Origin of the sequence: Candidatus Binatus sp., from assembly GCF_030646925.1 — a bacterium.
Lineage (GTDB): Bacteria > Desulfobacterota > Binatia > Binatales > Binataceae > Binatus.
Map to the genome: position 1 here is coordinate 45,326 of NZ_JAUSKL010000124.1, position 20,456 is coordinate 65,781.

The following is a 20,456-nucleotide window of genomic DNA, read 5'->3' on the forward strand; positions in this document are numbered from 1 at the left end:
AAATTGGGCAGCGTCGATCGCGCTTCGATGCGCGCTGCCATCCGACTCGCGAGCGCATCGCGATTTTATACGAACTGATGCCCAAAGCGAGACGGCCCGCGACGCATCCGCTCTTGCCCGCAGTCCCCAAGGATGGATACTTCATTGATCGTGTCACGCGCAAAGTATGCAAAACTGCTGTTCACGGCGATGCTCGCGATCGCCGGATGCCCCAAGGCGATCACCTTGCCGCCGCAAGTCAGTGTCGCGGATGTCGAGCCGTCGGGGCGCGCCGCCAAGCCGCCCGATTGCAACATGCCAGTGTTGCGCCATGACCCGCTCACCGATTTTCGCAAAGTTGCGATCGTCGAAGGCGTCGGCAATCTCTACGCGAGCGAGTCCGACGTGTTGCCGGCGGTGCAGCGCAAGGCGTGCGAGACCGGCGCCGATGCGATCGTGGTGTACGCCAGCAAGTCGCAGACCAGTGAGAATCTTACTGGTTACTACATCAACGCGGTCGCAATCGTGTACGGCAAGCGAAATCCCGCCGCGGCCGGCAGCGCGAAGCAGTTTCTGAAATGATTCCGCGAGGACTTCTCGCGTTGGCTTTTCCCGCGTGATATTTGCCTGATGGCGGTGGCAAAGCGGTCCATAAAGTCGGTCGGCCTGGTGGTCAAGCGCGACCGGCCCGAAGCGATCGTGATTGCACGGAGCCTCACTCGCTTTCTGCGCCTCAAAAACAAGATTCCGCTCGCCGATGTTGAGATCGCCAAAACCATTGGCGCGCAGCCGGTTGAACGACATCATCTCGGCGATCACGCCGACCTGATCGTGGTGCTCGGCGGTGACGGCACGCTGCTCGGCGTCGCACGGTTGATCGCGTCGCGCGGGATTCCGATCCTCGGCGTCAATCTCGGCGGCCTCGGCTTTCTCACCGAGGTAACAATCAAGGAAGCGCGCAGCAGCTTGCAGCACGTGCTCGAGGGCAACTACGAAGTCGATCGCCGCATCATGCTCGAGGCCGTGCTCGAGCGCGCGCCGGAAGCACTCGATCACACCGAATCGTTCCAGGCGCTCAACGACGTGGTGGTCAGCAAAGGCCCGCTCGGCAGGATGCTCCAGCTCGAGGTGAGCGCGAACGGCGAACCGTTCTGCACCTATCGCGCCGACGGACTTATCGTCGCCACGCCGACCGGCTCGACCGCCTACGCCCTCTCCGCCGGCGGCCCGATCGTTTATCCGACGCTCGGCACCATCGTGCTCGCGCCAATCTGCCCGCATACGCTGACCAACCGTCCGGTCGTGCTGCCGGATTCATTCGAAATCGAAATCCACGTGAAGGCGCCCGATCACGACACCACCTTTACCGTCGATGGGCAGGAATCGGCGCAACTCGGGCCTGCCGATGCGATCAAAATTCATCGCGGCCGCCACGTCGTGTCGTTGATTCGATCGAGACATACGTACTTCGAAATCTGGCGCGACAAGCTCCGCTGGGGTTAGCCGCGCGGGCGCTCAGATGCTGCTCGAATTGCGCATCCGAAATTTCGCGATTATCGAGGAAGCTCATCTCGAGTTCGGCCCCGGACTGAACGTGCTCTCGGGCGAGACCGGCGCCGGCAAAACAATCATCCTGAATGCGCTCGGCCTGCTGCTCGGCGCGCGCGCTGCGCCCGACATGGTTCGCTCAGGCGAGAAGGAAGCCGTCGTCGAGGGGCTCTTCGAACTCGAGGGCGAAACTGCTTTGCCCGAACTCGCGGAGCGACCGACCGATTCTGATAGCCGCGAATTGATCCTGCGGCGCACGGTCGCCGACGGTGGACGCTCGCGCGCGATGTTCGACGGCCAGCTTGCGACCGCGCAAAATCTTGCGAAGGCCGGCGCCGTGCTGGTGCAAATCTACGGCCAGCACGAACAGCAATCGCTGCTCCGCGCCGAGAGCCATCGCGAAATTCTCGATCGATTCATCGGACTCGAAACGCCGCTCGCGTCTTATCGCGAACTCTACGATCGCGCTCGCGAGATTCACTCGCGCCTCGATGATTTGAATCGCCGCGAACGCGAACGCGCCGGCCTGCTCGATCTCGCGCGCTTTCGTCTGAACGAACTCGAGCGCGCCGCACTCGTCGCCGGCGAAGATGAGGCCCTGACTCGCGAGCGCACCGTGCTCGCCAACGCCACGCGCCTCGCCGCCGCCGCCACCGAAGCGGAGCAATTGCTGTACGGCGCCGACGCCGCCGCAATCGACCGGGTCGCGAGCGCCGAGGCGCGGCTCACCGATGCGGCCCTGCTCGATCCAAAGCTTGCCGAAGTCACCGAGATGATCGCGTCGGCGCGCGCCAACCTCGAGGAGGCGGCGCGAGCTCTTGGCGCCTACGCGAGCAAGCTCGAAGCGGACCCTGCGCGGCTCGACGAAATCGAGAATCGGCTGCAGGAGCTGTCGCGCCTGAAGCGCAAATACGGCGGCTCGATCGCAACTGCCGTCGAAGCGCTCGAGCGCTCGCGCCTCGAAACTGCGGAACTGGAAAATATCGGCGAATCTAAAACCCAGGTCGAAACCGAATTGAAGCAAACGCTCGACCAGCTTGCGTCAGAGTCACGGAAGCTCTCCGCGATGCGCAAATCGGGCGCCACCGACCTCGGCCGCAAGATGGAAACCGAGCTGAAAACGCTCGGAATGCGCTCGCCCCGCTTCGAGCCGCGCCTCGCAACCGTGGCTCAAGATGAAGCCGGTTTCGTCCACCACGGCATCGCGATGGGACCGGCCGGGATCGACACGATTGAATTTCACCTGTCGCCCAATCTTGGACAGCCGGCGATGCCGTTGCTGCGAATCGCGTCGGGCGGCGAACTCTCGCGCGTGATGCTCGCGCTCAAGCGTCTCGAGGCGCAGCGCCGCGGTATCGCGACGATGATCTTCGACGAGGTGGACGCCGGTATCGGCGGCGCCGTCGCGCAGGTGGTGGGACGCAAACTGAAACAGCTATCGCGCTTTCATCAGATTCTCTGCGTGACGCATCTGCCGCAGATTGCCGCGTTCGCCGATCGGCACTTCGTGGTCGAAAAAGAAGAGCGCCGCGGCTCGACCAAAAGCCGCGTGACGATGCTGGCCGAACCTGAGCGCACCGGCGAAATCGCGCGGATGCTCGGTGGCGAGGCCTCCGACAAGTTTCGCCGCGCCGCCAAGGAACTGCTCGACCTCGCCCGCACCTGAGGCGAGCGCTAGACCGTCGGTCTCAGGCTTATGCCGTCTTTAGAATCGCCACGATCTGAGGTCGGTTGACAGCCCGGCGCGCATCCGATTAGCTGAAAAATCCGCATTCGGTGGGGCTGTAGCTCAGTTGGGAGAGCGCCTGAATGGCATTCAGGAGGTCGACGGTTCGATCCCGTTCAGCTCCACCAATCAAATCAAGGCTTTTTCGGTTTCGGACAGAATTGGACAGGCCTTGTCTGAAAACTGTCCGAATTTGTCAAGAAAGATGGAAGTATCGCAGCTTTGCGGCCATACTCTGGGCCATGGTCGGACGCCCTACGGAAAGCATGTACCGCGAACGATGGTTATCTTCGATACATGAAACGTGTGCGTTCATTCGCTATTGTAGAGGCCTCACGACTCGGATAAGACCAATCCGTTCGAGATGTTTGACCCTGTGGCGCGCTTGGTTTCGGTTGGATAGAGTCTGCGTGCGATTTCAAGTGAACTCATGATGTCAGATCCAAATCGTCCAGATTACTTCTTCTCGGTTGCGTTGGTCGGGGCCATGAACCCTGCGATTCATCACTACGCATGGTATCTGCACGAGAACATTCTGAAGAAAGAGGAAGCTGACATCGCCGCGCAGAGCGGAGCAGGGGTCTGTACCGCCCAATTATCGCAACTTCAATTTGGTGCGATTCTGATCTTCTGCGATCCCATCCGATGGCAGATCTCGACGTCCGAGATTCAGGCTGTGGGTCGCATCGTGAAGATTGCGGACGATACATTCTCGGTGCTCAGACACACGCCGGTGTCGGCGTTTGGCTTTAACTTCAATCACCATCGATCTACGAGATTGCCGAAGGTCAACAACACCTTAGCAAGGATGGTGCGTAGTCTGCCCTTGGGGCTCATCTCCGAGGACAGAGAAGAGTCTGCCGGAAAGCTGAATTATCAGCACTCGGTTGGCGGAGGGCGGGTGATCACAGTTCAAATAGAACCGTCAGTGAGGGGCCCCGACCAAGTCTACGTGGCAGTAAATGTCGAGTATCGCATGACGGCCGCGGCGGGGGAATTCAAGGCTTTCGAACTCAAACTAGAAGAGCGCTTCCCTGGAGATCGGAAATTTGCGGAACAGCAACTTGAGTTCATAGTGAAGGCTCTAAATAGCCTAGAGGCAAATTGAATGGCGACGCCTTGCTCTCTGCGAGAACCAACCGACCGGCAGGGCATCCTTCCGCCCCTCGTGCTCTCCTCAACGGCAACTCGAAGCGCGAATTCTGCCGGGCAAGTTGGAACGTCTGAGCAATTCCAGGCTGACGCGACGGGAGAGCCCTTAAGCGAATACGCCCGCAAAAAAAGCGTACCGTTGATGGGTCGAGCGTCTGCGGCGCGGGAAGTCATAAGAGCGATCGAGGTGAGCATTAAGAGTATTTCGGCTGGGCATTCCGGAGAATTGGGTGCTATTGGCCAGACGCTGGGTCGGCCTGTGACTTTGATTGGGCGTCCCGAGTTAGCGGAGTGGTACGAAAGGCTGGGCCGTTGGGTCGGACCTTTCGGCACCCGGACTGCTCAGGCTGAGCTTGTTCGCACATGGCTTGAGACCGGCGAAGAAGGTGCTGCCTGGCTGGTCGGTCAACTTCTTTGCGAGCAGCACGCTGATGCAATTTCGGGCTCATCAAGAGTGCTGCTTCAGATGCGAGGCGCAGCTGCACCGCATGTAGTTGCAGCACTCGCGATGAGCGCCCGTTCGGAAGCAGTGGTTCCAGCGGTGACGTTCCTGCGCATTGTAAGAGATCTGGATGCCGAGTCGGTAGGGCCGTGGTTGCCACAAATTTCGGAGATCTTGCACCGTCTGGTGGATCACTTCGATAAAGATGTGCGGCTGGCTGCCTTTCACACTTGCATAGATCTCCTGCCCGTCGAACAGGCTAAGCGAGTCCTGGCGCACAGGAGGGCAAAGGAGGCCGATCCCGAGCTAGCGGAGCTTCTTGAATCCTTCCTGCGTCAGTAAGGTTCATGACCTTGGATGTGGATGCGGGAGGCACAGACGCGCAACTCTTGGGATAACCGCGATCCCGCGAATCCGGCTCATCGAGAACAGGCCGAAAAAGATCTGTTACGAACTGGCGATAAGAAGGTCTCGTTCTTTCGAGTTTCCTCGTGCGACGATATCGAGCGCGTCGCGTATCTCTTCGCATTGTGCATCAAAGGAGGTCAAGACCGATTCGACTACATGCTGCTAGACGAGAGTCTTCACAGTGCGTTCCAATTCGTTCCAAAACAAGATGCTGAGCTACATCCGTATTTACGGCCTCGCCACGTAGAGCTGAACTTGGAGTACCGCAAGACTCTTGATGCATTCCTGGACCTAGCCCTTGGCAGTAACGCCACGCGCCGGTTTTATGAGCGTGAGGTCGTTTGCGCCTTCGAGGCTATGAGCGGATTGGAACGGAGGGAAATCCTGGACTTCCAAAAGCAGCCTGAAAGGTGGAGAAAGAGCCTGAGCCGTATTGCGCCAGCACCTTCCTGAATCGCGTTAAAGCACTTTAGCTAGTTACACGCGCTCCCTGGGACGATAGCTGGACGCCCCCGCAGTACGGATGTAACCCACGTGGGCGGCTGAGTCCACGCTTATAGCTCGCTTAATACACAAACGTTTTTCTCGCGAAAGGGCGCGCGCAAGCTTGTGATTCGAGCGGGTAATGCCTAATTTGCGATGAGCCGGTCGTTGAGCAATCCGATTTGGGGATGGCTGAGCCTCACGATCGCCGCGGTCTATTCCGTGATTTGGCCGGGATGGCGCGACGCGCATCCGGCGCCGCATCCGTTTGCGATCTGTTTCGTGCTGCGATGGTTTCACGCGATCACATGGATTTTGCTCGCAGCTTCATTCTTCATCCGATCGTCTATTGCGCCGTCGCGAACCACGCTCGCCAACGCGATCGCGCCCGCCGCGATGCTCTGTTACGTCGCGTTCATCGCCACCTTCGCATATTTCCGCACGACCCAGGTTGGTCGAGAGCAACCTCCTCGATTTCGGACGAGACGCTCATTGTGCCGAAGCCGGGGACAAGCCAATCCCTGCGGGGTGTCTGAATGCGCAATCCTGGCAGCTCGACGCCGCTGACGACGCGGTCGCGCGGCCTGACTAGCGAAGAAGCTCATCGGCGTCTTCTCGAGTCTGGCCCCAATGCCGTGACCGAGAAGAAACCACATCTAATTGTGGCGCTCATCGGTAAGTTCTGGGCTCCGGTTCCGTGGATGCTCGAAGTCACCGTCGTGCTCGAGCTTGCGCTTGGCAAGGTTCTTGAGGCGGCTGTCATTGCGGTGCTGCTGGTCTTCAATGCCTCACTGAGCCTGTTCCAGGAAACGCGCGCGCGCGGCGCGCTGGAGCTGCTGCAACAGCGGCTTGCCGTGCAGGCTAGGGTTCTGCGTGACGGCGTATGGGGTCTGATTCCAGCAGAGCAGATGGTCCCGGGTGATTTCGTTCACTTGCAAATGGGCGACCTTGTGCCAGCCGACGTCGGCATCCGCGACGGAGAGGTGTTGCTCGATCAATCGGCACTTACCGGTGAGTCGGTGCCGGTAGAAGCGGACCAGGGCAAGACTGCTTACGCCGGCTCGTTGGTTAAGCGTGGCGAGGCCAGCGGCGAGGTCACGGCGACTGGCCAGCGAACCTTTTTTGGAAGGACCGCCGAACTGGTTCGCTCAGCCAGGACGGTCAGCCACCTGCAAAGCATCATCTTCTCGATCGTGAAGTACTTGGTGGCGATGGACACGGCGCTGGCGGTCGCGGTCTTCTTGTACGCCGCGCTCGTCGGTATGCCTCTCGCCGATACGCTTCCATTCGTACTGATCCTGCTGGTGGCTTCGGTTCCGGTCGCGCTACCGGCCACGTTCACTTTGGCAACTGCGCTCGGCGCGGTGGAATTGGCCAAGCGCGGTGTTCTCGTGACGCGTCTGTCGGCGATCGAGGAAGCGGCGGCGATGGACATGTTGTGCAGCGATAAAACCGGAACGATCACCCAAAATCAGCTATCGCTGGTGGCGTTGCATTCATACGCGCCGTTCAGCGAACACGACCTGTTGCGGTTCGCCGCATATGCCAGCGACGAAGCGGGCCAGGACCCGATCGATCTCGCCGTTCTCGCTCGCGCCAAAGCTGAAGGCACGCTCTCGGCGCCGACTCATCGGCTCAAGTTCATTCCGTTTGAGCCAGCAAGCAAGCTTGCCGAAGCCATCGTTGGCCAGGACGGAAAAGAATTGCGCGCCCTAAAGGGTGCGCCTCAAGCGGTTGCCGCGCGGGTCGGACACACTACCGACATAGATGCCGACGTTGAGCGACTTTCAGCGGGAGGTTACCGCGTGCTCGCAGTTGCGGGTGGCGCCGACGGCAGCTTGCGCTTGATCGGACTCCTGGCGCTTCAGGATCCGCCGCGCGGGGATTCCAGGTCGTTGGTGGCAAGCCTGAACAAGTTGGGTGTTCGCGTCGTGATGGTAACCGGAGACGGGCTCGCGACAGCTCGTGCAGTAGCTGCGCAGGTCGGGATCTCGGGCCGTGCCTGTTCGTCGCAGGATTTGCGCGAGAACATCGATAAGGCGCTCGATTGCGCAGTCTTCGCCGGTGTCTTTCCCGAAGACAAGTTTCAGCTCGTGCGCGCCCTGCAGCAGGCGGGACATGTTGTCGGCATGACTGGAGACGGAGTCAACGACGCCCCGGCGCTCAAGCAGGCTGAAGTTGGGATCGCGGTCGCCACCGCCACCGACGTGGCGAAAGCCTCGGCCAGCTTGGTGCTCACCAATCCCGGTCTCACTGACACCCTGGCCGCGGTCGAAAGCAGCCGGCGCATCTATCAGCGCATGCTGACCTACACGCTCAACAAGATCATCAAGACCGTCGAGATTGGGCTCTTCCTCAGCGTCGGCGTGATTGTTACGCGCACCTTCATCATTACGCCGCTACTGATCGTAATGCTGCTGTTCACGAATGACTTCGTAACCATGTCGATTGCGACCGATCACGTATCCGCGTCCCCGATGCCGGATCGTTGGCACATCCGCCGTCTGATGCTGGCTGGAATGAGTCTCGGCAGTCTCATCCTGCTGCTGTCGTTTGGCTTGTTTTTCTGGGGGCGGGACCTTCTTCACCTGTCGCTTCTTCAACTGCAGACACTGGTCTTTGTCACACTCGTGTTCACAGGTCAGGGGATGGTCTATCTGGTGCGCGAGCGCCACCACTTCTGGAATTCTGCTCCAAGCCGATGGATGATTCTCAGCTCGATTATAGACGTGGGAGTGGTGTGTCTGATGTCGATGCGGGGCATTTTGATGGCGCCTCTGCCGGGTGCGGTGATCGCATCGGTGATTCTCGCGTGCGCGCTGTACCTGATCGCTCTGGACTTCCTGAAGGTCCCAATTTTGGCGCGCCTGATGTACACGTCGTGAGGTTTGTCAGAAGCGCAAGTGCTTCCGGCCAGAGTCCCTATCACTCAAAATAGCCAGATGGAACTAATGATGAACAAGGTGCTGTTGGTTCTCGTCCTGATAGCAATTGCTCCTATCTCTTCAGCCTGGTCCGCAGGTCCCGACTTCATCGTCTGCAAAAGCACCTATGCCTTGTGCACTACGGCGGAGTGCTCCCCGATAGCTGACAAGCCGGGATTCGTGTCATGTAACTGCAATGTTACGACCGGCTACTCTGCCGGACTGCGAGCCTGCGAAGAGAAAAACGCCAGCGAGGGCCGGTCGCTCAAATCGCGCTACCATCCAATCAATAGCTACGCGCGTTGCTCTAACGATCGCCCCTGGGGATGGTGCCTGGACAGCCCCTGCGTGGTGGATAACAGCGACCCTTCAAAGGCCGCCTGTGCGTGTTCGGTGGTTAAGAATCAAGGAGATTACGTGATCGTCAACGATACCGGCTCCTACAATGAGTCCTCATGCACTACCGGACTCTATTCATCAGCGACCGTCGTGCAGCTAGATCAGGTCACCGATTTTCTGAAGACTCACGACACCCCGCTGCATCCAGTTCCTATGAAGATTTACACGGGCAAGTAGATGCTCGCATGCTCGGGCAGGCTTTCGATGCCGACGTGAACTGGTCCTTGGACCAATCCGCTCTGGGGACGGCTGAGTCACGCGATCGCTGTCATCTATTCCGTGATTTGGCCGGGATGGCGCGATGCGCATCCGTCGCCGCATCCGTTCGCGATCTATTTCGTGCTGCGATGGTTTCACGCGATCACCTGGATCGTGCTCGCAGCTTCGTTCTTCATCCGCTCGTCGATTGCGCCGTCGCGAATCACGCTCGCCAACGCGATCGCGCTCGCCGCGATGCTCTCTTACGTCGCGTTCATCGCCACCTTCGCGTACATCCGCACGACCCATTCGTAACCGCCAACATTGACGGAGAGGCCAATTTGTCCGCATTCACGCTCGACAGGGTGCGATTCGGTTTCATCTATGACCCGTTGTGAAACATTAATGCAACATATAAAGTATCTGAATGCGAGCTCAACATTCACCACTTAAGCCCCGAGTCGCAAGCCGACCAATGGAGAGCGCAGTAGCACGGATTCTAGACGACCTCGAGCAGCGCGGGGGACTCAAGGGCTCCGATGTCGCGAACATCGTCAATGCGTCGCGGCCGACCGTGTCGCGATGGAAGAGCGGCAAAGCCTCGCCGCCGCTCGCAACTCAGACCATCATCGCCGACCTGCGCTATGTCGTCGATCGACTGTCTGACTTCTATACGCCATCCGAGACGCGACTATGGCTTCATGCGAAACATCAACTGCTGAACAACGAACGTGCGATCGATCTGATCATTGCGGACCGCACGCAGGAAGTTCTCGCCGTTATCGAACGCCTCGATGCCGGTGCTTACCTATGACCATCCAGGCTTGACCTGCCATGCCGGGAGCACGGAAGCCGCGCGATCCCGCACTGCTCGACGCACTCGATGCCCTCGATAGAGTTCATTATGCCGGCGAAGCTTGGCGGGTTGTGCGCGACGGCCGGGATCCTCTGCAGGGAAATGCTTCCGGCGGACGCTGGGATCCCACGTTGTTTGACGTACTCTACACCTCCCTGGATCCGGATGGAGCCGTTGCAGAAGTTCACTTTCACCTGTCACGTCAGCCGGTCTTTCCGTCGAGGATCAGCTACCGACTGCATCGCATCAAAGTCAGGACCGCGAAGACTCTCAGCCTTCCGGATTTAGACGCGATGGTTCCGCTTGGCGTCGATCCGGCCCGATACCGCGCGATCCTCTACGAGCCCACTCAGGCAATCGGCGACGCCGCTTACTTCCTCGGTTTCGACAGTATCATCGCCCCGAATGCTCGCTGGTCATGCGACAACTTGATCGTATTCACCGATCAGCTCGCGCCCGCCGAGCTGGAAGTCATCGAGTCGACGGAAGTCAATTGGACCAAATGGCGGAAGAAGCTGAACTGATCGTATTCGCCGACGTGTGATTTTGCGCGGCGATCGACGCTTTGACTTTTGCGCTGCGATGACGCATGGCTTGTCGGGTATGCTCCATCAGCAGCGGAGGTAAGAACGATGATCGACCACGTCGGTTTTAAGGTTTCTGACTTCCAGAAGAGCAAGAAGTTCTATGAAGCCGCGCTGAAGTGCCTCGGTTACGGCGTCGTCTTCGGCGACGACGCGCAAAAGTTCGCCGGCTTCGGCGGCAAGGACGGTCCGGATTTCTGGATCACCCAGGGAACGGCCGGGGCGCCGGCGCATGTCGCGCTGCGAGCCTCCGATCGCGCGACCGTCGGACGATTTCACGCCGACGCCCTCGCCGCCGGCGGGCGCGACAACGGCAAGCCGGGCCCGCGTCCCGAATACACGCCGACCTATTACGGCGCGTTCGTGCTCGATCCCGACGGCAACAACGTCGAGGTGGTCTGCCACGCGAGCGCGTAACGCGAACCGGCGAAACCCGAATTTGATCGACCGACTGCGCCGCGTGTTCCCTGCATGAAAATACTGGTGATGGGCGCCGGCGCGGTCGGCTCGTACTTCGGCGCGCGCCTGCAAGCCGCGGGCGAAGACGTGGTGCTATGCGCGCGGGGCCAGCATCTCGAGGCGATTCGCGAGCGAGGCCTCGACATCGCGAGTCCTCGCGGCGATCTTAAAATTCCCGTCACCGCGACCGCCAAGCCCGCGGAGTGCGCGCCGTACGATCTGATTATTTTCAGCGTGAAGGGTTATGACACTGACGCAGCGGCTGAATTGATCCAGGGATGCATCAAGCCGGGCGGCGCGATTCTCACGATCCAGAACGGCGTCGAAAATGAAGCGCGCCTCGCCGCGATTTTCGGCGCCGACGCCGTGATGGGTGGTAACGCGCGCGTCGGCGTCGAGATGGTTGCGCCCGGCAAAATCGTTCACTTCAGCACGGGCCATATCGATTTCGGCGAACTCGACGGCCGCGAGAGCGATCGCGCGCTTAAAATCGCCGACGCGTTTCGGCGCGCCGGCATCCTCGGCCAGCTATCTGCCGATCTCAAGACGCTGCGCTGGGACAAGTTGATTTGGAACGGCTCGCTGAATACAATCGCGACGCTGACGCGGCGGCGGGTCTGCGAACTGCTCGACGATCCTGAAAGTATGCGGCTGCTGCGCACGCTGATGACGGAAATCGCCGCCGTCGGACGCGCCGAGGGCGCAAAGCTCGGCGATGATCGCGTCGAGGCTTACATCGCGCATTCGCAGAAAAATCTGCGCGCGCTCAAAACCTCGACCCAGCAGGACCTCGAGCACGGCAAGCCGCTCGAATACGACGAGCTGAGCGGCGCCGTAGTGCGAGCGGCGCGCCGGCATCGAATCGATGTGCCGGCCAACGAGACTATTTACGCCCTGCTGCGATTGCTCGACGGCGCGTCGCGCTCGATTTCCTAGCCGACTCTAACGCTTCTCGAACTGCTTGGCGCCGAACAGGATGTCCCAGCTTTTCTTGTCCTGCTGCGGCTGCTGCGCCGCCGCGCGCATCTTCTCGACTTCCGCGCCCATCACGGCAAAGCCGCGCTGCGTCGCCGGTCGCGCGCGAAGTTCGTCGTACCATTTCTTCAGATTGGGAAAGTCCTCGAGTTCCTGCCCCTGCATGCTGTGCGGCACCAGCCACGGATAGATCGCGATATCCGCGATCGAGTAGTCGCCCGCAATATATTTCGCCTCGCCGAGTCGTTTATCGATCACTCCATAGATGCGTTTGGCTTCGTTAGTGTAACGATTGATCGCGTATTCGATTTTTTCTGGCGCGTAACGGCGAAAATGATGCGCCTGGCCGAGCATCGGACCGACGCTCGCCATCTGGAACATCAGCCACTGCAACACTTCATACTTGCCGCGCGGGTCAGTCGGCATCAGTTGGCCGGTTTTTTCCGCGAGATAGATCAGGATCGCGCCGGATTCGAAAATCGAAATCGGCTTGCCATCGGGGCCATCGGAATCGGTGAGCGCGGGCATCCGGTTGTTCGGACTGATTTTCAAAAATTCGGGCTTGAACTGATCACCGGCGCCGATATTGACCGGAATCACGTTGTACTTGAGCCCGACTTCCTCGAGCATCCAGGTCACTTTGTAGCCGTTCGGCGTGGGCCAGAAATATACGTCGATCATGCGCTGCTCCTTGCTGGACTCGACAGTTTTCGCGCACGGCCTGTGCGGGATGCGCCGTTGCAGATTGCAACTTTGATCACTTGCGCACCCGACGCAAGGCAAACTCGATCGAGCGGCAAGGGCCCGTTAAGTCGGCATCGTATCGGCGTCACCTTTGCGCACGCCCATCAGGTACGCCTCGATAAAATCATCGATCGCGCCGTCCAGCACCGCATCCGTGTTGCCGATCTCGACGCCGGTGCGATGGTCCTTCACCATCCGATACGGCTGCAGCACGTACGATCGAATCTGGCTGCCCCACGCGATGTCTTTCTTGTCCTTGCTGAACTTCTCGAGTTCTTCCTTTTTCTTGCGCTGCTCAAGCTCGAACAAACGTGCGCGCAAAATCTTCATCGCCATCGCGCGATTCTTATGCTGCGAGCGCTCGTTCTGGCACGTCACCACGATGCCGCTCGGGAGGTGCGTGAAGCGCACCGCCGAGTCAGTCTTGTTAACGTGTTGTCCACCCGCCCCCGACGCGCGAAACGTATCGATCCGCAAATCAGCCGGATTGATGATGATTTCGATCGTGTCGTCCACCGCTGGAAAAACGAACACCGACGCAAACGACGTATGCCGCCGCGCGTTGGCGTCGAAGGGCGAGATTCGCACCAGCCGATGAATCCCGGCCTCGGCCTTGAGATAGCCGTACGCGAAATCTCCTTCCACCGTCACAGTCGCACTCTTGATTCCCGCGCCGTCGCCGGGTTGCAGGTCCGCGATTTCGGTGCTGAAGCCGCGGCGCTCGGCCCATCGCAGGTAGAGCCGCAGCAGCATCTCGGCCCAATCCTGCGCCTCCATGCCGCCGGCGCCGGGATGGATCGATACGATCGCGCCGAGCCGATCGTGCTCGCCGCTCAGCATCAGGCGTAGTTCCTGACGCTCGAGCTCGATGCGCGACGCGTCGAGCGCCGACGCGGTTTCGCGCGCGGCTTCGGAGTCGTCGGCGCCCTCTTCCTCCGCCATCTGGAGAAACACCCGCGCCTCGTCGAGCTTGTCGCGCAGCATCTTGTAGCCCGTGAGCTGCGCGCGCAGTTGTTCCTGCTCTTTCAGCGACGCCTGCGCTTTTTCGCGGTCGTCCCAGAAATCCTGTTTGGCGGATTGTTCGACGAGCTGGGTCTGGCGGGTGGTCAGTGCGGGGACGTCAAAGACGCCTCCCGAGCTTATCGGCGCGATCATCGAACTCGGCAAGCTGCTGCTTCATGTCGCTGAGCATTGGAAATTTCACCTCACCTCGCGCCGGGATTAATCGGCGCCTGAGGATTCATTGTGACACAAGCGCGCGCTCCGATTAATGGGGCCTGGCTCCGCTCCTTTTTACTTCGGGATTGGCTTTTGCAAAATGACGAGCACGTTTTTCCCTCGTTGCGGCACGCGTTGTCTTCCAACAAGCCCCTGCAACCGCACCTTTCCGGCGCTTATCCAATCACGAATCCAGTCTTTGAGGTCACTTTCCCAGACCATCGGTACCGATGTTGTTATTTGCCAAAGAATGTCGTGCGGAACGCGGCCTTTCTCAGCCAGCTCAGCTTCGACTTTTGCCAGTCCGATCTCGATAAATCGTTGCCGCAACGAATCGTAATAATCCGAATCGTTCATAACACCGGCGGAAAACAGTTCCCTATTTGCACTGCGATCGATTCGCCTGCGCTGACGCGCCGCAGCTCGAGCTGATTCCATTGCCTGCATGGCCATCTTTTCCGATTCCTTGAAGACTGCCATACCCTCCGGGTGGCGCGTTGCGCAGATCAAATGGAAATGGGTTCGATTGATCTCGGGATGCAATACAATAGCGCTACTAACAAAATCGAAACCGCCAACGCGCTTTACGTTCTCGGAATAGAGTCTGACCGCCTCCTCATCGCGATCCACGCCGGTCAAACCTTCCAACCCCTTCCGGTAGGTTTCTGAACCAAACAGCGCTGTGAAGCTGTCCTGTGTATCTTTTTGAGGAGAATCCAAAAAACGGCGTATGTGACCGGTCATGAAGTTAATCAAAACTTCAACTGGATGAAGCTTCAAGATCGGTTCGATCGTGTTCATTGCGAAGCCCGTCCAGCCTGTCGGATCGATAAATACAAACGGAAAGGATCCTGACCCGCCATCCCTCACGAAGCTGAGAATCTCCCCGACGGCTCCCTCGAGTTCTCCGTTCAGCGTTTTGACGTCGATATCCGAAATGCTTGCGGTAAATTTCTGGAGTTGTTCGTACGCTCCTGGATCTCTTTCGAGGAAGAAGCAACGCAATCGTAACACGTGTCCGCGCTTCAGTTGCGTTGCTCGAGCCTTTCTCAATTCTTCCAAAGCGATTGAGAAGGAGCTATCGCTTAGCTTGCTCGATTGCACATTCCAAGGGCCGGCGAAACAGTCTATGTAGGTTATGCAAGCCCACTTAGACCCAACCTTGTGAGCAAAGCGCTCAAGGTACTTTCGAAGAATGAGATGCTTTACAAGGGTTTGTTCCCGACCAATGTATAGATCTTCCTCGCTCAAATTCCCCACCTTTGAATCGCAATGGTTTTTATCGTTCTAGGTGACAGGAAGTTATCTAATTTGGGTTCTTCCACTTGTGCGTCGTGGGAAACTCCCCATAAGTCTTTCCACGCAGCCGGCGTCCAGTCTCATGCTTTCGCACGCCGCCCCATTGCTTGAAAAAGAATGGAACACCGAACTGTCGACATTGACCTAAAAGAGATAGAACCCACTTCTCTTCCATAGGCCTTGCCTTCGGTCCGCTCTCGCCACCGACAATCACCCAGTCGATTCCGCTAAGGTCGAGCGTGCCGAGATCTTCCAGCAGAGGCTCTACCGAAAGAAATCTGACGCAAGCAGGAGTCTCCAATAGAGCCTTAATCCGAGGCAAGCCGTATTTTCGATCTTCAACGCTCACTCCGAACCAAACATTTGGTAACTCTCCCAACCAAGCGAGTGGCCCTGAAATGAGCTCCTTCATTCTCGTGTGGCGCTTCGTAAGAACTTGGTAGACATGCCAATTCGCCTCTTCCATGACGCGGCCGACATCCCCTATGTAGCTAATCGGCACGCCTTCTTGGAAGAGATCACTCATCGAGTTTACAAATATCATACGCGGAGTTAGCCACCTCAAAGGCTCGCGCAACTTTTCTGGTACAAGTCGCAGATCAAAGCCCTGTTCGAAGGGATGTCCCCTCACCCCGCGGAACCGCTGGGCAAATCGCTCGGCGTAGCAGTTCTTGCATCCTGGACTTACTTTCACGCACCCTCTAATCGGATTCCAGGTAGCATCCGTCCATTCGATGGTACTCTTGACGCTCATTGTCAAACCCTCGAGCGAAACTTAGGCGAAACTGGTCTGAAGTTCAACCGCCATTTCGCGAGCAGGCGGCTGCTGACGTTGATGCACCTGCACGCACATGACAATTTTCGCCGCAATAATGAGAGGTCACATTCCGTCGCGAGGCCCCGATTAATGGGGTGTCCGCCCGCCCGCCGGTGCGCCTGTATATCTGGGCGGCGCGAAATGCCGAGTGGCTCCCCGGGCCGGATTCGAACCAGCGACACTCGAATACAGATCACAGATTAGATCGTGATGAATGCTTCCAGTTTGGCGCGCACGAGTTGCGCGATTGCCTGCGGGACCTTCGCACCGGCATATCGGATTGGTCGCGCCATCGTATCGATGCTGCAGATGTGACTGGTAAGGATCTCACCCGAAATCGGTAACCCGGGTGGTAGAACGACGCTGGTGGGAAATGGCCGAACACGAGACGTGATCGGGCAAACAAACGCCAATCCCGTGTTTTCGGCGAACAATGCTGACGAGACGACCAGCGCGGGCCGCCTGCCGGCCTGCTCCCTGCCTCGAGTCGGATCGAAATCGGTCCAAACCAGATCGCCGGCGCCCGGCACGTAGTTTCGCGCCATTACTCCTCGACGACCTCGCGCCCGCGATCGGCCCCCCACTCGAATGCAGAGGAATAAGCCGCCCGCCACTGCTTAGGACTCTTCCCCCTGAAAAGCCCTTCCAATGTGAAAGACGGCGCAGCGCGACGGACAACGATATTGCCGTCCTGGGTCTCAACCTCGACGCGTTCACCGCCGCTGAGCCCGGCGCTCCTTGCGACCTCTGCGGGAAGCCTGACTGCGAGGCTCTTGCCCCATTTTCCAACTGTTGCACGTGACATACGGCGCTTTCCACACCCCTGAGATATTCTCAGGATATCATCGCGGGCGAGCCTTTTCAAACGAGCGAATACCGGGATGTGGCGGATGGCCAAGCGCAGGCCGTCAAAAAAGACGCCACCCGATCTCGTCGGGGCAATTTAATGGGCGGTCCGGCGAGCCGCAGATGCTGGCTATCTGGGATCGAATGCCGCAGCCAGATCGCGATTTCCTCCTTGGGCCGCCCGTTCTTGTTCGAGCCTGGCCAGGCGCGCTTCGAGACGTGCGATCTTCTCAACCTGCCGGCGCAGTTGTTCTATCTGCGCTGCTTGCTCCTTGTTCTTCCTGGTTTCTTTCTGTAGTTCGTTCAGCAGCATCGAGGTAAGCATCGAGTAGCGCACCGACTGGACCTTGCCATCGTCATCGTGGACCACCAGTTCCGGATAGACACGATAGACTTCCTCGGCCACCAGCCCATACTGCTTGATAGCTTGCGGATCGTCCTTGTAGCGGAATGTCACTGGATGCAGCTTCATCAGACCTTCGGTCGAGTCTCCCTTATCGTTAATGTCGCGCTTGTAGCGAGCAGACGAGATCACTACTCCGAGCTTGCCGCTGCCATTAACTACAACATCGCTGCCTGTTACCGCCGTGCCCGCGATGCCCGCAATAAAAGTCTGCGTCTGCGTGCCCTGTAATCCGATTCGTATAGTCCCGGTGTCAGTCGAAAGACCCAAGCTCGCGATGTGGATGTTGTTCTTACCGGTGGTCAGGTTGAAGCCCGCCTGGAACCCGAGCGCGGCATTGGTTTGGCCGGTAGTGTTGTTAAACAGCGCCTGCAGTCCCACAGCCGTGTTGAAGCTGCCGGTTGTGTTCTTAAGCAGAGCTTGCGCTCCGTCGGCCGTGTTCTGCACGGCGGTGGTGTTGCTAAAGAGAGCCTTCGCGCCGGTGGCCGTGTTGTTGTTGCCCGAGGTGTTATTGAACAGCGCCGACGACCCGCCCGCGGTGTTGCTGACGCCGATCGTGTTCGATGTCAGCGCCGAGTCTCCGCTGGCGGTGTTGAGGTTACCGGTAGTGTTGCTTCGGAGCGCGCTCGCGCCGTCAGCGGCATTGTTGCCGCCCGTGGTGTTGTTAAACAGCGCAAACGCGCCGGTCGCAGTGTTGCTGACTCCCGTCGTGTTTAATATCAGCGCCGAGGCTCCGTCAGCGGTATTGAAGATACCGGTAGTATTGAATCTCAGCGCCTGGGATCCGGTCCCGGTGTTGCTCGCACCCGAGGTGTTGAACTGCAAGGCGTCCAGCCCGGTCGCGGTATTGTCGGAACCGGTCGTGTTAGTTCGAAGGCTGTTGAGCCCGGTGGCAGAATTGCCGCCTCCAGTGGTGTTGGCCGCCAGCGCGCGGCGGCCGATGGCGGTGTTGGCGCCGCCGGAGGTGTTGGAGCTAAGCGCGGATTCGCCCGTAGCCGTGTTGTTGTTGCCGCCAACATTTCCCTTGAGGGCGCTCGCTCCACAGGCGGTATTGCCACCGCCGGTGGTATCGGCATTGAGGGCGTTGAATCCGAGCGCAGTGTTGTTGGTGCCCGTGGTGACGCTCGCCAAGGCGCCGCTTCCCAATTTGGTGTTGCTCTGGGCCAGCACGACAGCGGGGCTTGAGATCGCCGCCGCCAACACGACGATGAGGGTAGCAACGAAACGCAAACTTGAGTTCTTCATCACGTTCTCTCCTCCAGAGCGCTCCAGTAGCGGCTGCTCCCCGAGCGCGATCGCCGATACCTCGCCGCCCTCGGGTAGATGCTAGGCTGTCCCTAGGATGTGGTATGCCCCAAGCGAGGGGGTTAGAGCAAGGGAGCAGCCGGAAGCTGAAACTCGCCGAGGCCGTCGCCGACGACGCACCTGCGTGGGCATAACGCCGAGGTAGAAAATCAGGATTGCGCTGCCGCTGATCTGGCGACCTGCTGACGCGCTACTTCCGCTCGAATGCGGCCGCCAGATCGCGATCTTCGTTCTTCGACAGCGTCGCGCGCTCGCAAGAGCTAAGCGCCACCCGGTTATCGGCCGGCCTTCGGTCCGCCATTTCGAAATTAGGTGGTGCGCCCGGCTCTGCGCCTCACGACGAAGGGGCCAGGGAAGTTGATCGAGTCTGACCTCACGGTGTCGGTAAGGGTCTAATTTCTCGATACGGCGGCCTCGTTGTCGGCGAAATTCCATTCCGAAATATTATTGGACTAGAATGCGGAAAACTGAAGCTAAGCGAATCACGCGTTCTTCGACGCTACCACATCCTTGTTTCACCACCGAGTCCACTTTGACGCCAAATCCGCCGAAGGGGTTCTTGCACGGGAAGCGAGTGCTAATCTCAAGTTTGAGACCGAGCCCGCCGAGCTGCGCGAGATAGGAGTTAGCCACATGAAAAAGCTTTTTGCTGTGCTGCTGCTAGGAGTCGGCGCACTTCTCCACGCCCCTTCGCACGCAGCCGAAATACGATCTCAGCGGGAGTCGAGTCCGTACGCTTCCAGTGCTTCTGGAAGCCAGCGATACTCAATCCCACCGTCGAAGCAAACTCTGGAAATTCCGACCATCGAAGTTCCGGCTGCTCTCGAACTTCCGCCTGTCGTAGTCGGTTGCTGGCACGGAGAAGATGTCTTGGATGACGTGACGGTGGTGCTCGGAGACCACGGAGCTGATTCCTATACCTCCACCATCTACACCCTATGCTATCGCAAACGCGGCGACGGCCCCTATGAACTCTCCCTCGCTACCGCCACCGCCGGTTCCACCAACCCGTGGGCGGGGCTCGGAGGCTTCTTGCTGGCCTCCCGAATCGCGGCGGTAGAGGCGCAGTTTTCGGACGAAAAACTGGAACTTGTGCCCGAAGACGAGCCGACTCGGTTTCGATTGCACATTAGTTTTCGCATGACCACTCACCTGTCTCTGTTCGGGATGTACGTTGGTCAGAGCAGTTACAATTGTGATGAATTGATGTACTGCCAAGTCCGCTCCCCCTCCTCCGTCTACTGCCAAAGCGCAGGCACCACCGAACGCGATGACGGAACTTGGAAGGTGCTGGGCCACGGTCATGTCGAATTGACTCGGCTGGCCAACCAAGCTTCATGAGAAACGGTGGGGCGTCGAGCAAACCGGTTAACCTCCCCTGTCCCACAGTCGGCTTGACGCCAAGCCTTCTAATACTGGATATCAGCCGACAGATCAGAGTGCCGCGCATCCTGCCCCGTTGGCCCATCCATGAGATTGAGAAGGCGGCGTGCAGCGGGCGTCTTGTCTTGGGGGACCCCACCAAAGTCCCCACAGTTGGCAAGTGACAGTAAGCCCGTTCTGAACTGAGGGGCCAAATGATCTTCGCCAATGCTAGAGTTTTAGTGGCTCCCCGGGCCGGATTCGAACCAGCGACATGACGGTTAACAGCCGTCCGCTCTACCGACTGAGCTACCGGGGAGCAATCCGAT

At 58.9% G+C, this 20,456-nt stretch carries 22 protein-coding genes and 2 tRNA genes; 16 read left to right on the forward strand and 8 right to left on the reverse strand.

What is annotated here, in order from left to right; all coding sequences use genetic code 11:
* Positions 1–132 precede the first annotated feature (132 nt).
* From Q7S58_RS21280 to Q7S58_RS21350, 15 genes are all read left to right on the forward strand, one after another.
* Positions 133–561 (forward strand): hypothetical protein, encoded by a 429-nt coding sequence (locus Q7S58_RS21280; RefSeq protein ID WP_304830784.1) that lies wholly within the window; start codon positions 133–135, stop codon positions 559–561.
* Between the two features lie 48 nt (positions 562–609).
* On the forward strand, positions 610–1,482 hold the full coding sequence (locus tag Q7S58_RS21285) for an NAD(+)/NADH kinase (RefSeq protein WP_304830786.1): 873 nt from the start codon (positions 610–612) through the stop codon (positions 1,480–1,482).
* A 16-nt stretch (positions 1,483–1,498) separates the two neighbouring features.
* Positions 1,499–3,193, forward strand: coding sequence for a DNA repair protein RecN (recN, locus tag Q7S58_RS21290; RefSeq protein ID WP_304830788.1), 1,695 nt, complete (start codon positions 1,499–1,501; stop codon positions 3,191–3,193).
* Between the two features lie 112 nt (positions 3,194–3,305).
* Positions 3,306–3,381 (forward strand) — tRNA-Ala (locus tag Q7S58_RS21295).
* Positions 3,382–3,686: 305 nt separating this feature from the next.
* Positions 3,687–4,361, forward strand: coding sequence for a hypothetical protein (locus tag Q7S58_RS21300; RefSeq protein WP_304830790.1), 675 nt, complete (start codon positions 3,687–3,689; stop codon positions 4,359–4,361).
* Positions 4,362–4,592: 231 nt separating this feature from the next.
* Complete coding sequence (locus Q7S58_RS21305; RefSeq protein WP_304830792.1) at positions 4,593–5,189, forward strand: hypothetical protein; 597 nt, start codon at positions 4,593–4,595, stop codon at positions 5,187–5,189.
* A 15-nt stretch (positions 5,190–5,204) separates the two neighbouring features.
* Entirely contained in the window at positions 5,205–5,708 is a 504-nt protein-coding gene (locus tag Q7S58_RS21310) for a hypothetical protein (protein WP_304830794.1), read from the forward strand.
* A 198-nt stretch (positions 5,709–5,906) separates the two neighbouring features.
* A complete protein-coding gene (locus tag Q7S58_RS21315; protein ID WP_304830796.1) occupies positions 5,907–6,305 on the forward strand; it encodes a hypothetical protein in 399 nt (132 codons plus the stop codon).
* Positions 6,275–8,623 carry a plasma-membrane proton-efflux P-type ATPase gene (locus tag Q7S58_RS21320; RefSeq protein WP_304830798.1) on the forward strand — a complete coding sequence of 783 codons (2,349 nt, stop codon included), beginning with the start codon at positions 6,275–6,277 and terminating at the stop codon, positions 8,621–8,623. The genes Q7S58_RS21315 and Q7S58_RS21320 overlap by 31 nt, the downstream gene beginning before the upstream one ends.
* Before the next feature lie 57 nt (positions 8,624–8,680).
* On the forward strand, positions 8,681–9,238 hold the full coding sequence (locus Q7S58_RS21325) for a hypothetical protein (protein ID WP_304830800.1): 558 nt from the start codon (positions 8,681–8,683) through the stop codon (positions 9,236–9,238).
* A 102-nt stretch (positions 9,239–9,340) separates the two neighbouring features.
* The gene (locus Q7S58_RS21330) at positions 9,341–9,574 is read left to right on the forward strand and encodes a hypothetical protein (protein ID WP_304830802.1); all 234 of its coding nucleotides are present in this window, start codon (positions 9,341–9,343) and stop codon (positions 9,572–9,574) included.
* 160 nt (positions 9,575–9,734) lie between these two features.
* Positions 9,735–10,073 (forward strand): hypothetical protein, encoded by a 339-nt coding sequence (locus Q7S58_RS21335; protein WP_304830804.1) that lies wholly within the window; start codon positions 9,735–9,737, stop codon positions 10,071–10,073.
* Positions 10,074–10,093: 20 nt separating this feature from the next.
* On the forward strand, positions 10,094–10,639 hold the full coding sequence (locus Q7S58_RS21340) for an RES family NAD+ phosphorylase (RefSeq protein ID WP_304830806.1): 546 nt from the start codon (positions 10,094–10,096) through the stop codon (positions 10,637–10,639).
* A gap of 108 nt (positions 10,640–10,747) precedes the next feature.
* On the forward strand, positions 10,748–11,116 hold the full coding sequence (locus Q7S58_RS21345) for a VOC family protein (RefSeq protein WP_304830808.1): 369 nt from the start codon (positions 10,748–10,750) through the stop codon (positions 11,114–11,116).
* A 54-nt stretch (positions 11,117–11,170) separates the two neighbouring features.
* Positions 11,171–12,094 (forward strand): ketopantoate reductase family protein, encoded by a 924-nt coding sequence (locus Q7S58_RS21350; RefSeq protein WP_304830810.1) that lies wholly within the window; start codon positions 11,171–11,173, stop codon positions 12,092–12,094.
* A 6-nt stretch (positions 12,095–12,100) separates the two neighbouring features.
* Here Q7S58_RS21350 and Q7S58_RS21355 read toward each other — a convergent pair whose 3' ends face one another.
* From Q7S58_RS21355 to Q7S58_RS21380, 7 genes are all read right to left on the reverse strand, one after another.
* The gene (locus Q7S58_RS21355) at positions 12,101–12,814 is read right to left on the reverse strand and encodes a glutathione binding-like protein (protein WP_304830812.1); all 714 of its coding nucleotides are present in this window, start codon (positions 12,812–12,814) and stop codon (positions 12,101–12,103) included.
* 126 nt (positions 12,815–12,940) lie between these two features.
* A protein-coding gene (prfB, locus tag Q7S58_RS21360) for a peptide chain release factor 2 (protein ID WP_370655572.1) occupies positions 12,941–14,069 on the reverse strand; the annotation gives its coding sequence in 2 pieces (ribosomal slippage) (positions 12,941–13,999 and positions 14,001–14,069; 1,128 coding nt in all).
* Positions 14,070–14,170: 101 nt separating this feature from the next.
* A complete protein-coding gene (gene tcmP, locus Q7S58_RS21365; protein WP_304830817.1) occupies positions 14,171–15,355 on the reverse strand; it encodes a three-Cys-motif partner protein TcmP in 1,185 nt (394 codons plus the stop codon).
* 46 nt (positions 15,356–15,401) lie between these two features.
* Positions 15,402–16,148 carry a DUF5131 family protein gene (locus Q7S58_RS21370; protein WP_304830819.1) on the reverse strand — a complete coding sequence of 249 codons (747 nt, stop codon included), beginning with the start codon at positions 16,146–16,148 and terminating at the stop codon, positions 15,402–15,404.
* Positions 16,149–16,411: 263 nt separating this feature from the next.
* A complete protein-coding gene (locus tag Q7S58_RS21375) occupies positions 16,412–16,756 on the reverse strand; it encodes a type II toxin-antitoxin system PemK/MazF family toxin (protein WP_304830822.1) in 345 nt (114 codons plus the stop codon).
* The gene (locus tag Q7S58_RS22390; RefSeq protein ID WP_370655573.1) at positions 16,756–17,016 is read right to left on the reverse strand and encodes an AbrB/MazE/SpoVT family DNA-binding domain-containing protein; all 261 of its coding nucleotides are present in this window, start codon (positions 17,014–17,016) and stop codon (positions 16,756–16,758) included. The genes Q7S58_RS21375 and Q7S58_RS22390 overlap by 1 nt, the downstream gene beginning before the upstream one ends.
* A 171-nt stretch (positions 17,017–17,187) precedes the next feature.
* A complete protein-coding gene (locus Q7S58_RS21380) occupies positions 17,188–18,705 on the reverse strand; it encodes a tail fiber domain-containing protein (protein ID WP_304830824.1) in 1,518 nt (505 codons plus the stop codon).
* 930 nt (positions 18,706–19,635) lie between these two features.
* Here Q7S58_RS21380 and Q7S58_RS21385 point away from each other — a divergent pair.
* Complete coding sequence (locus Q7S58_RS21385; RefSeq protein ID WP_304830826.1) at positions 19,636–20,106, forward strand: hypothetical protein; 471 nt, start codon at positions 19,636–19,638, stop codon at positions 20,104–20,106.
* A gap of 264 nt (positions 20,107–20,370) precedes the next feature.
* Here Q7S58_RS21385 and Q7S58_RS21390 read toward each other — a convergent pair.
* A tRNA-Asn gene (locus Q7S58_RS21390) sits at positions 20,371–20,446 on the reverse strand.
* Between the last annotated feature and the right edge of the window lie 10 nt (positions 20,447–20,456).

Coding starts and splice junctions, on each gene's coding strand:
- Q7S58_RS21280 (WP_304830784.1), top strand. CDS start 133: ATGGATACTTCATTGATCGTGTCACGCGCAAAGTATGCAAAACTGCTG.
- Q7S58_RS21285 (WP_304830786.1), top strand. CDS start 610: ATGGCGGTGGCAAAGCGGTCCATAAAGTCGGTCGGCCTGGTGGTCAAG.
- recN (WP_304830788.1), top strand. CDS start 1,499: ATGCTGCTCGAATTGCGCATCCGAAATTTCGCGATTATCGAGGAAGCT.
- Q7S58_RS21300 (WP_304830790.1), top strand. CDS start 3,687: ATGTCAGATCCAAATCGTCCAGATTACTTCTTCTCGGTTGCGTTGGTC.
- Q7S58_RS21310 (WP_304830794.1), top strand. CDS start 5,205: ATGTGGATGCGGGAGGCACAGACGCGCAACTCTTGGGATAACCGCGAT.
- Q7S58_RS21320 (WP_304830798.1), top strand. CDS start 6,275: ATGCGCAATCCTGGCAGCTCGACGCCGCTGACGACGCGGTCGCGCGGC.
- Q7S58_RS21325 (WP_304830800.1), top strand. CDS start 8,681: ATGGAACTAATGATGAACAAGGTGCTGTTGGTTCTCGTCCTGATAGCA.
- Q7S58_RS21335 (WP_304830804.1), top strand. CDS start 9,735: ATGGAGAGCGCAGTAGCACGGATTCTAGACGACCTCGAGCAGCGCGGG.
- Q7S58_RS21340 (WP_304830806.1), top strand. CDS start 10,094: ATGCCGGGAGCACGGAAGCCGCGCGATCCCGCACTGCTCGACGCACTC.
- Q7S58_RS21345 (WP_304830808.1), top strand. CDS start 10,748: ATGATCGACCACGTCGGTTTTAAGGTTTCTGACTTCCAGAAGAGCAAG.
- Q7S58_RS21350 (WP_304830810.1), top strand. CDS start 11,171: ATGAAAATACTGGTGATGGGCGCCGGCGCGGTCGGCTCGTACTTCGGC.
- Q7S58_RS21355 (WP_304830812.1), bottom strand. CDS start 12,814: ATGATCGACGTATATTTCTGGCCCACGCCGAACGGCTACAAAGTGACC.
- Q7S58_RS21370 (WP_304830819.1), bottom strand. CDS start 16,148: ATGAGCGTCAAGAGTACCATCGAATGGACGGATGCTACCTGGAATCCG.
- Q7S58_RS21375 (WP_304830822.1), bottom strand. CDS start 16,756: ATGGCGCGAAACTACGTGCCGGGCGCCGGCGATCTGGTTTGGACCGAT.
- Q7S58_RS22390 (WP_370655573.1), bottom strand. CDS start 17,016: ATGTCACGTGCAACAGTTGGAAAATGGGGCAAGAGCCTCGCAGTCAGG.
- Q7S58_RS21380 (WP_304830824.1), bottom strand. CDS start 18,705: ATGAAGAACTCAAGTTTGCGTTTCGTTGCTACCCTCATCGTCGTGTTG.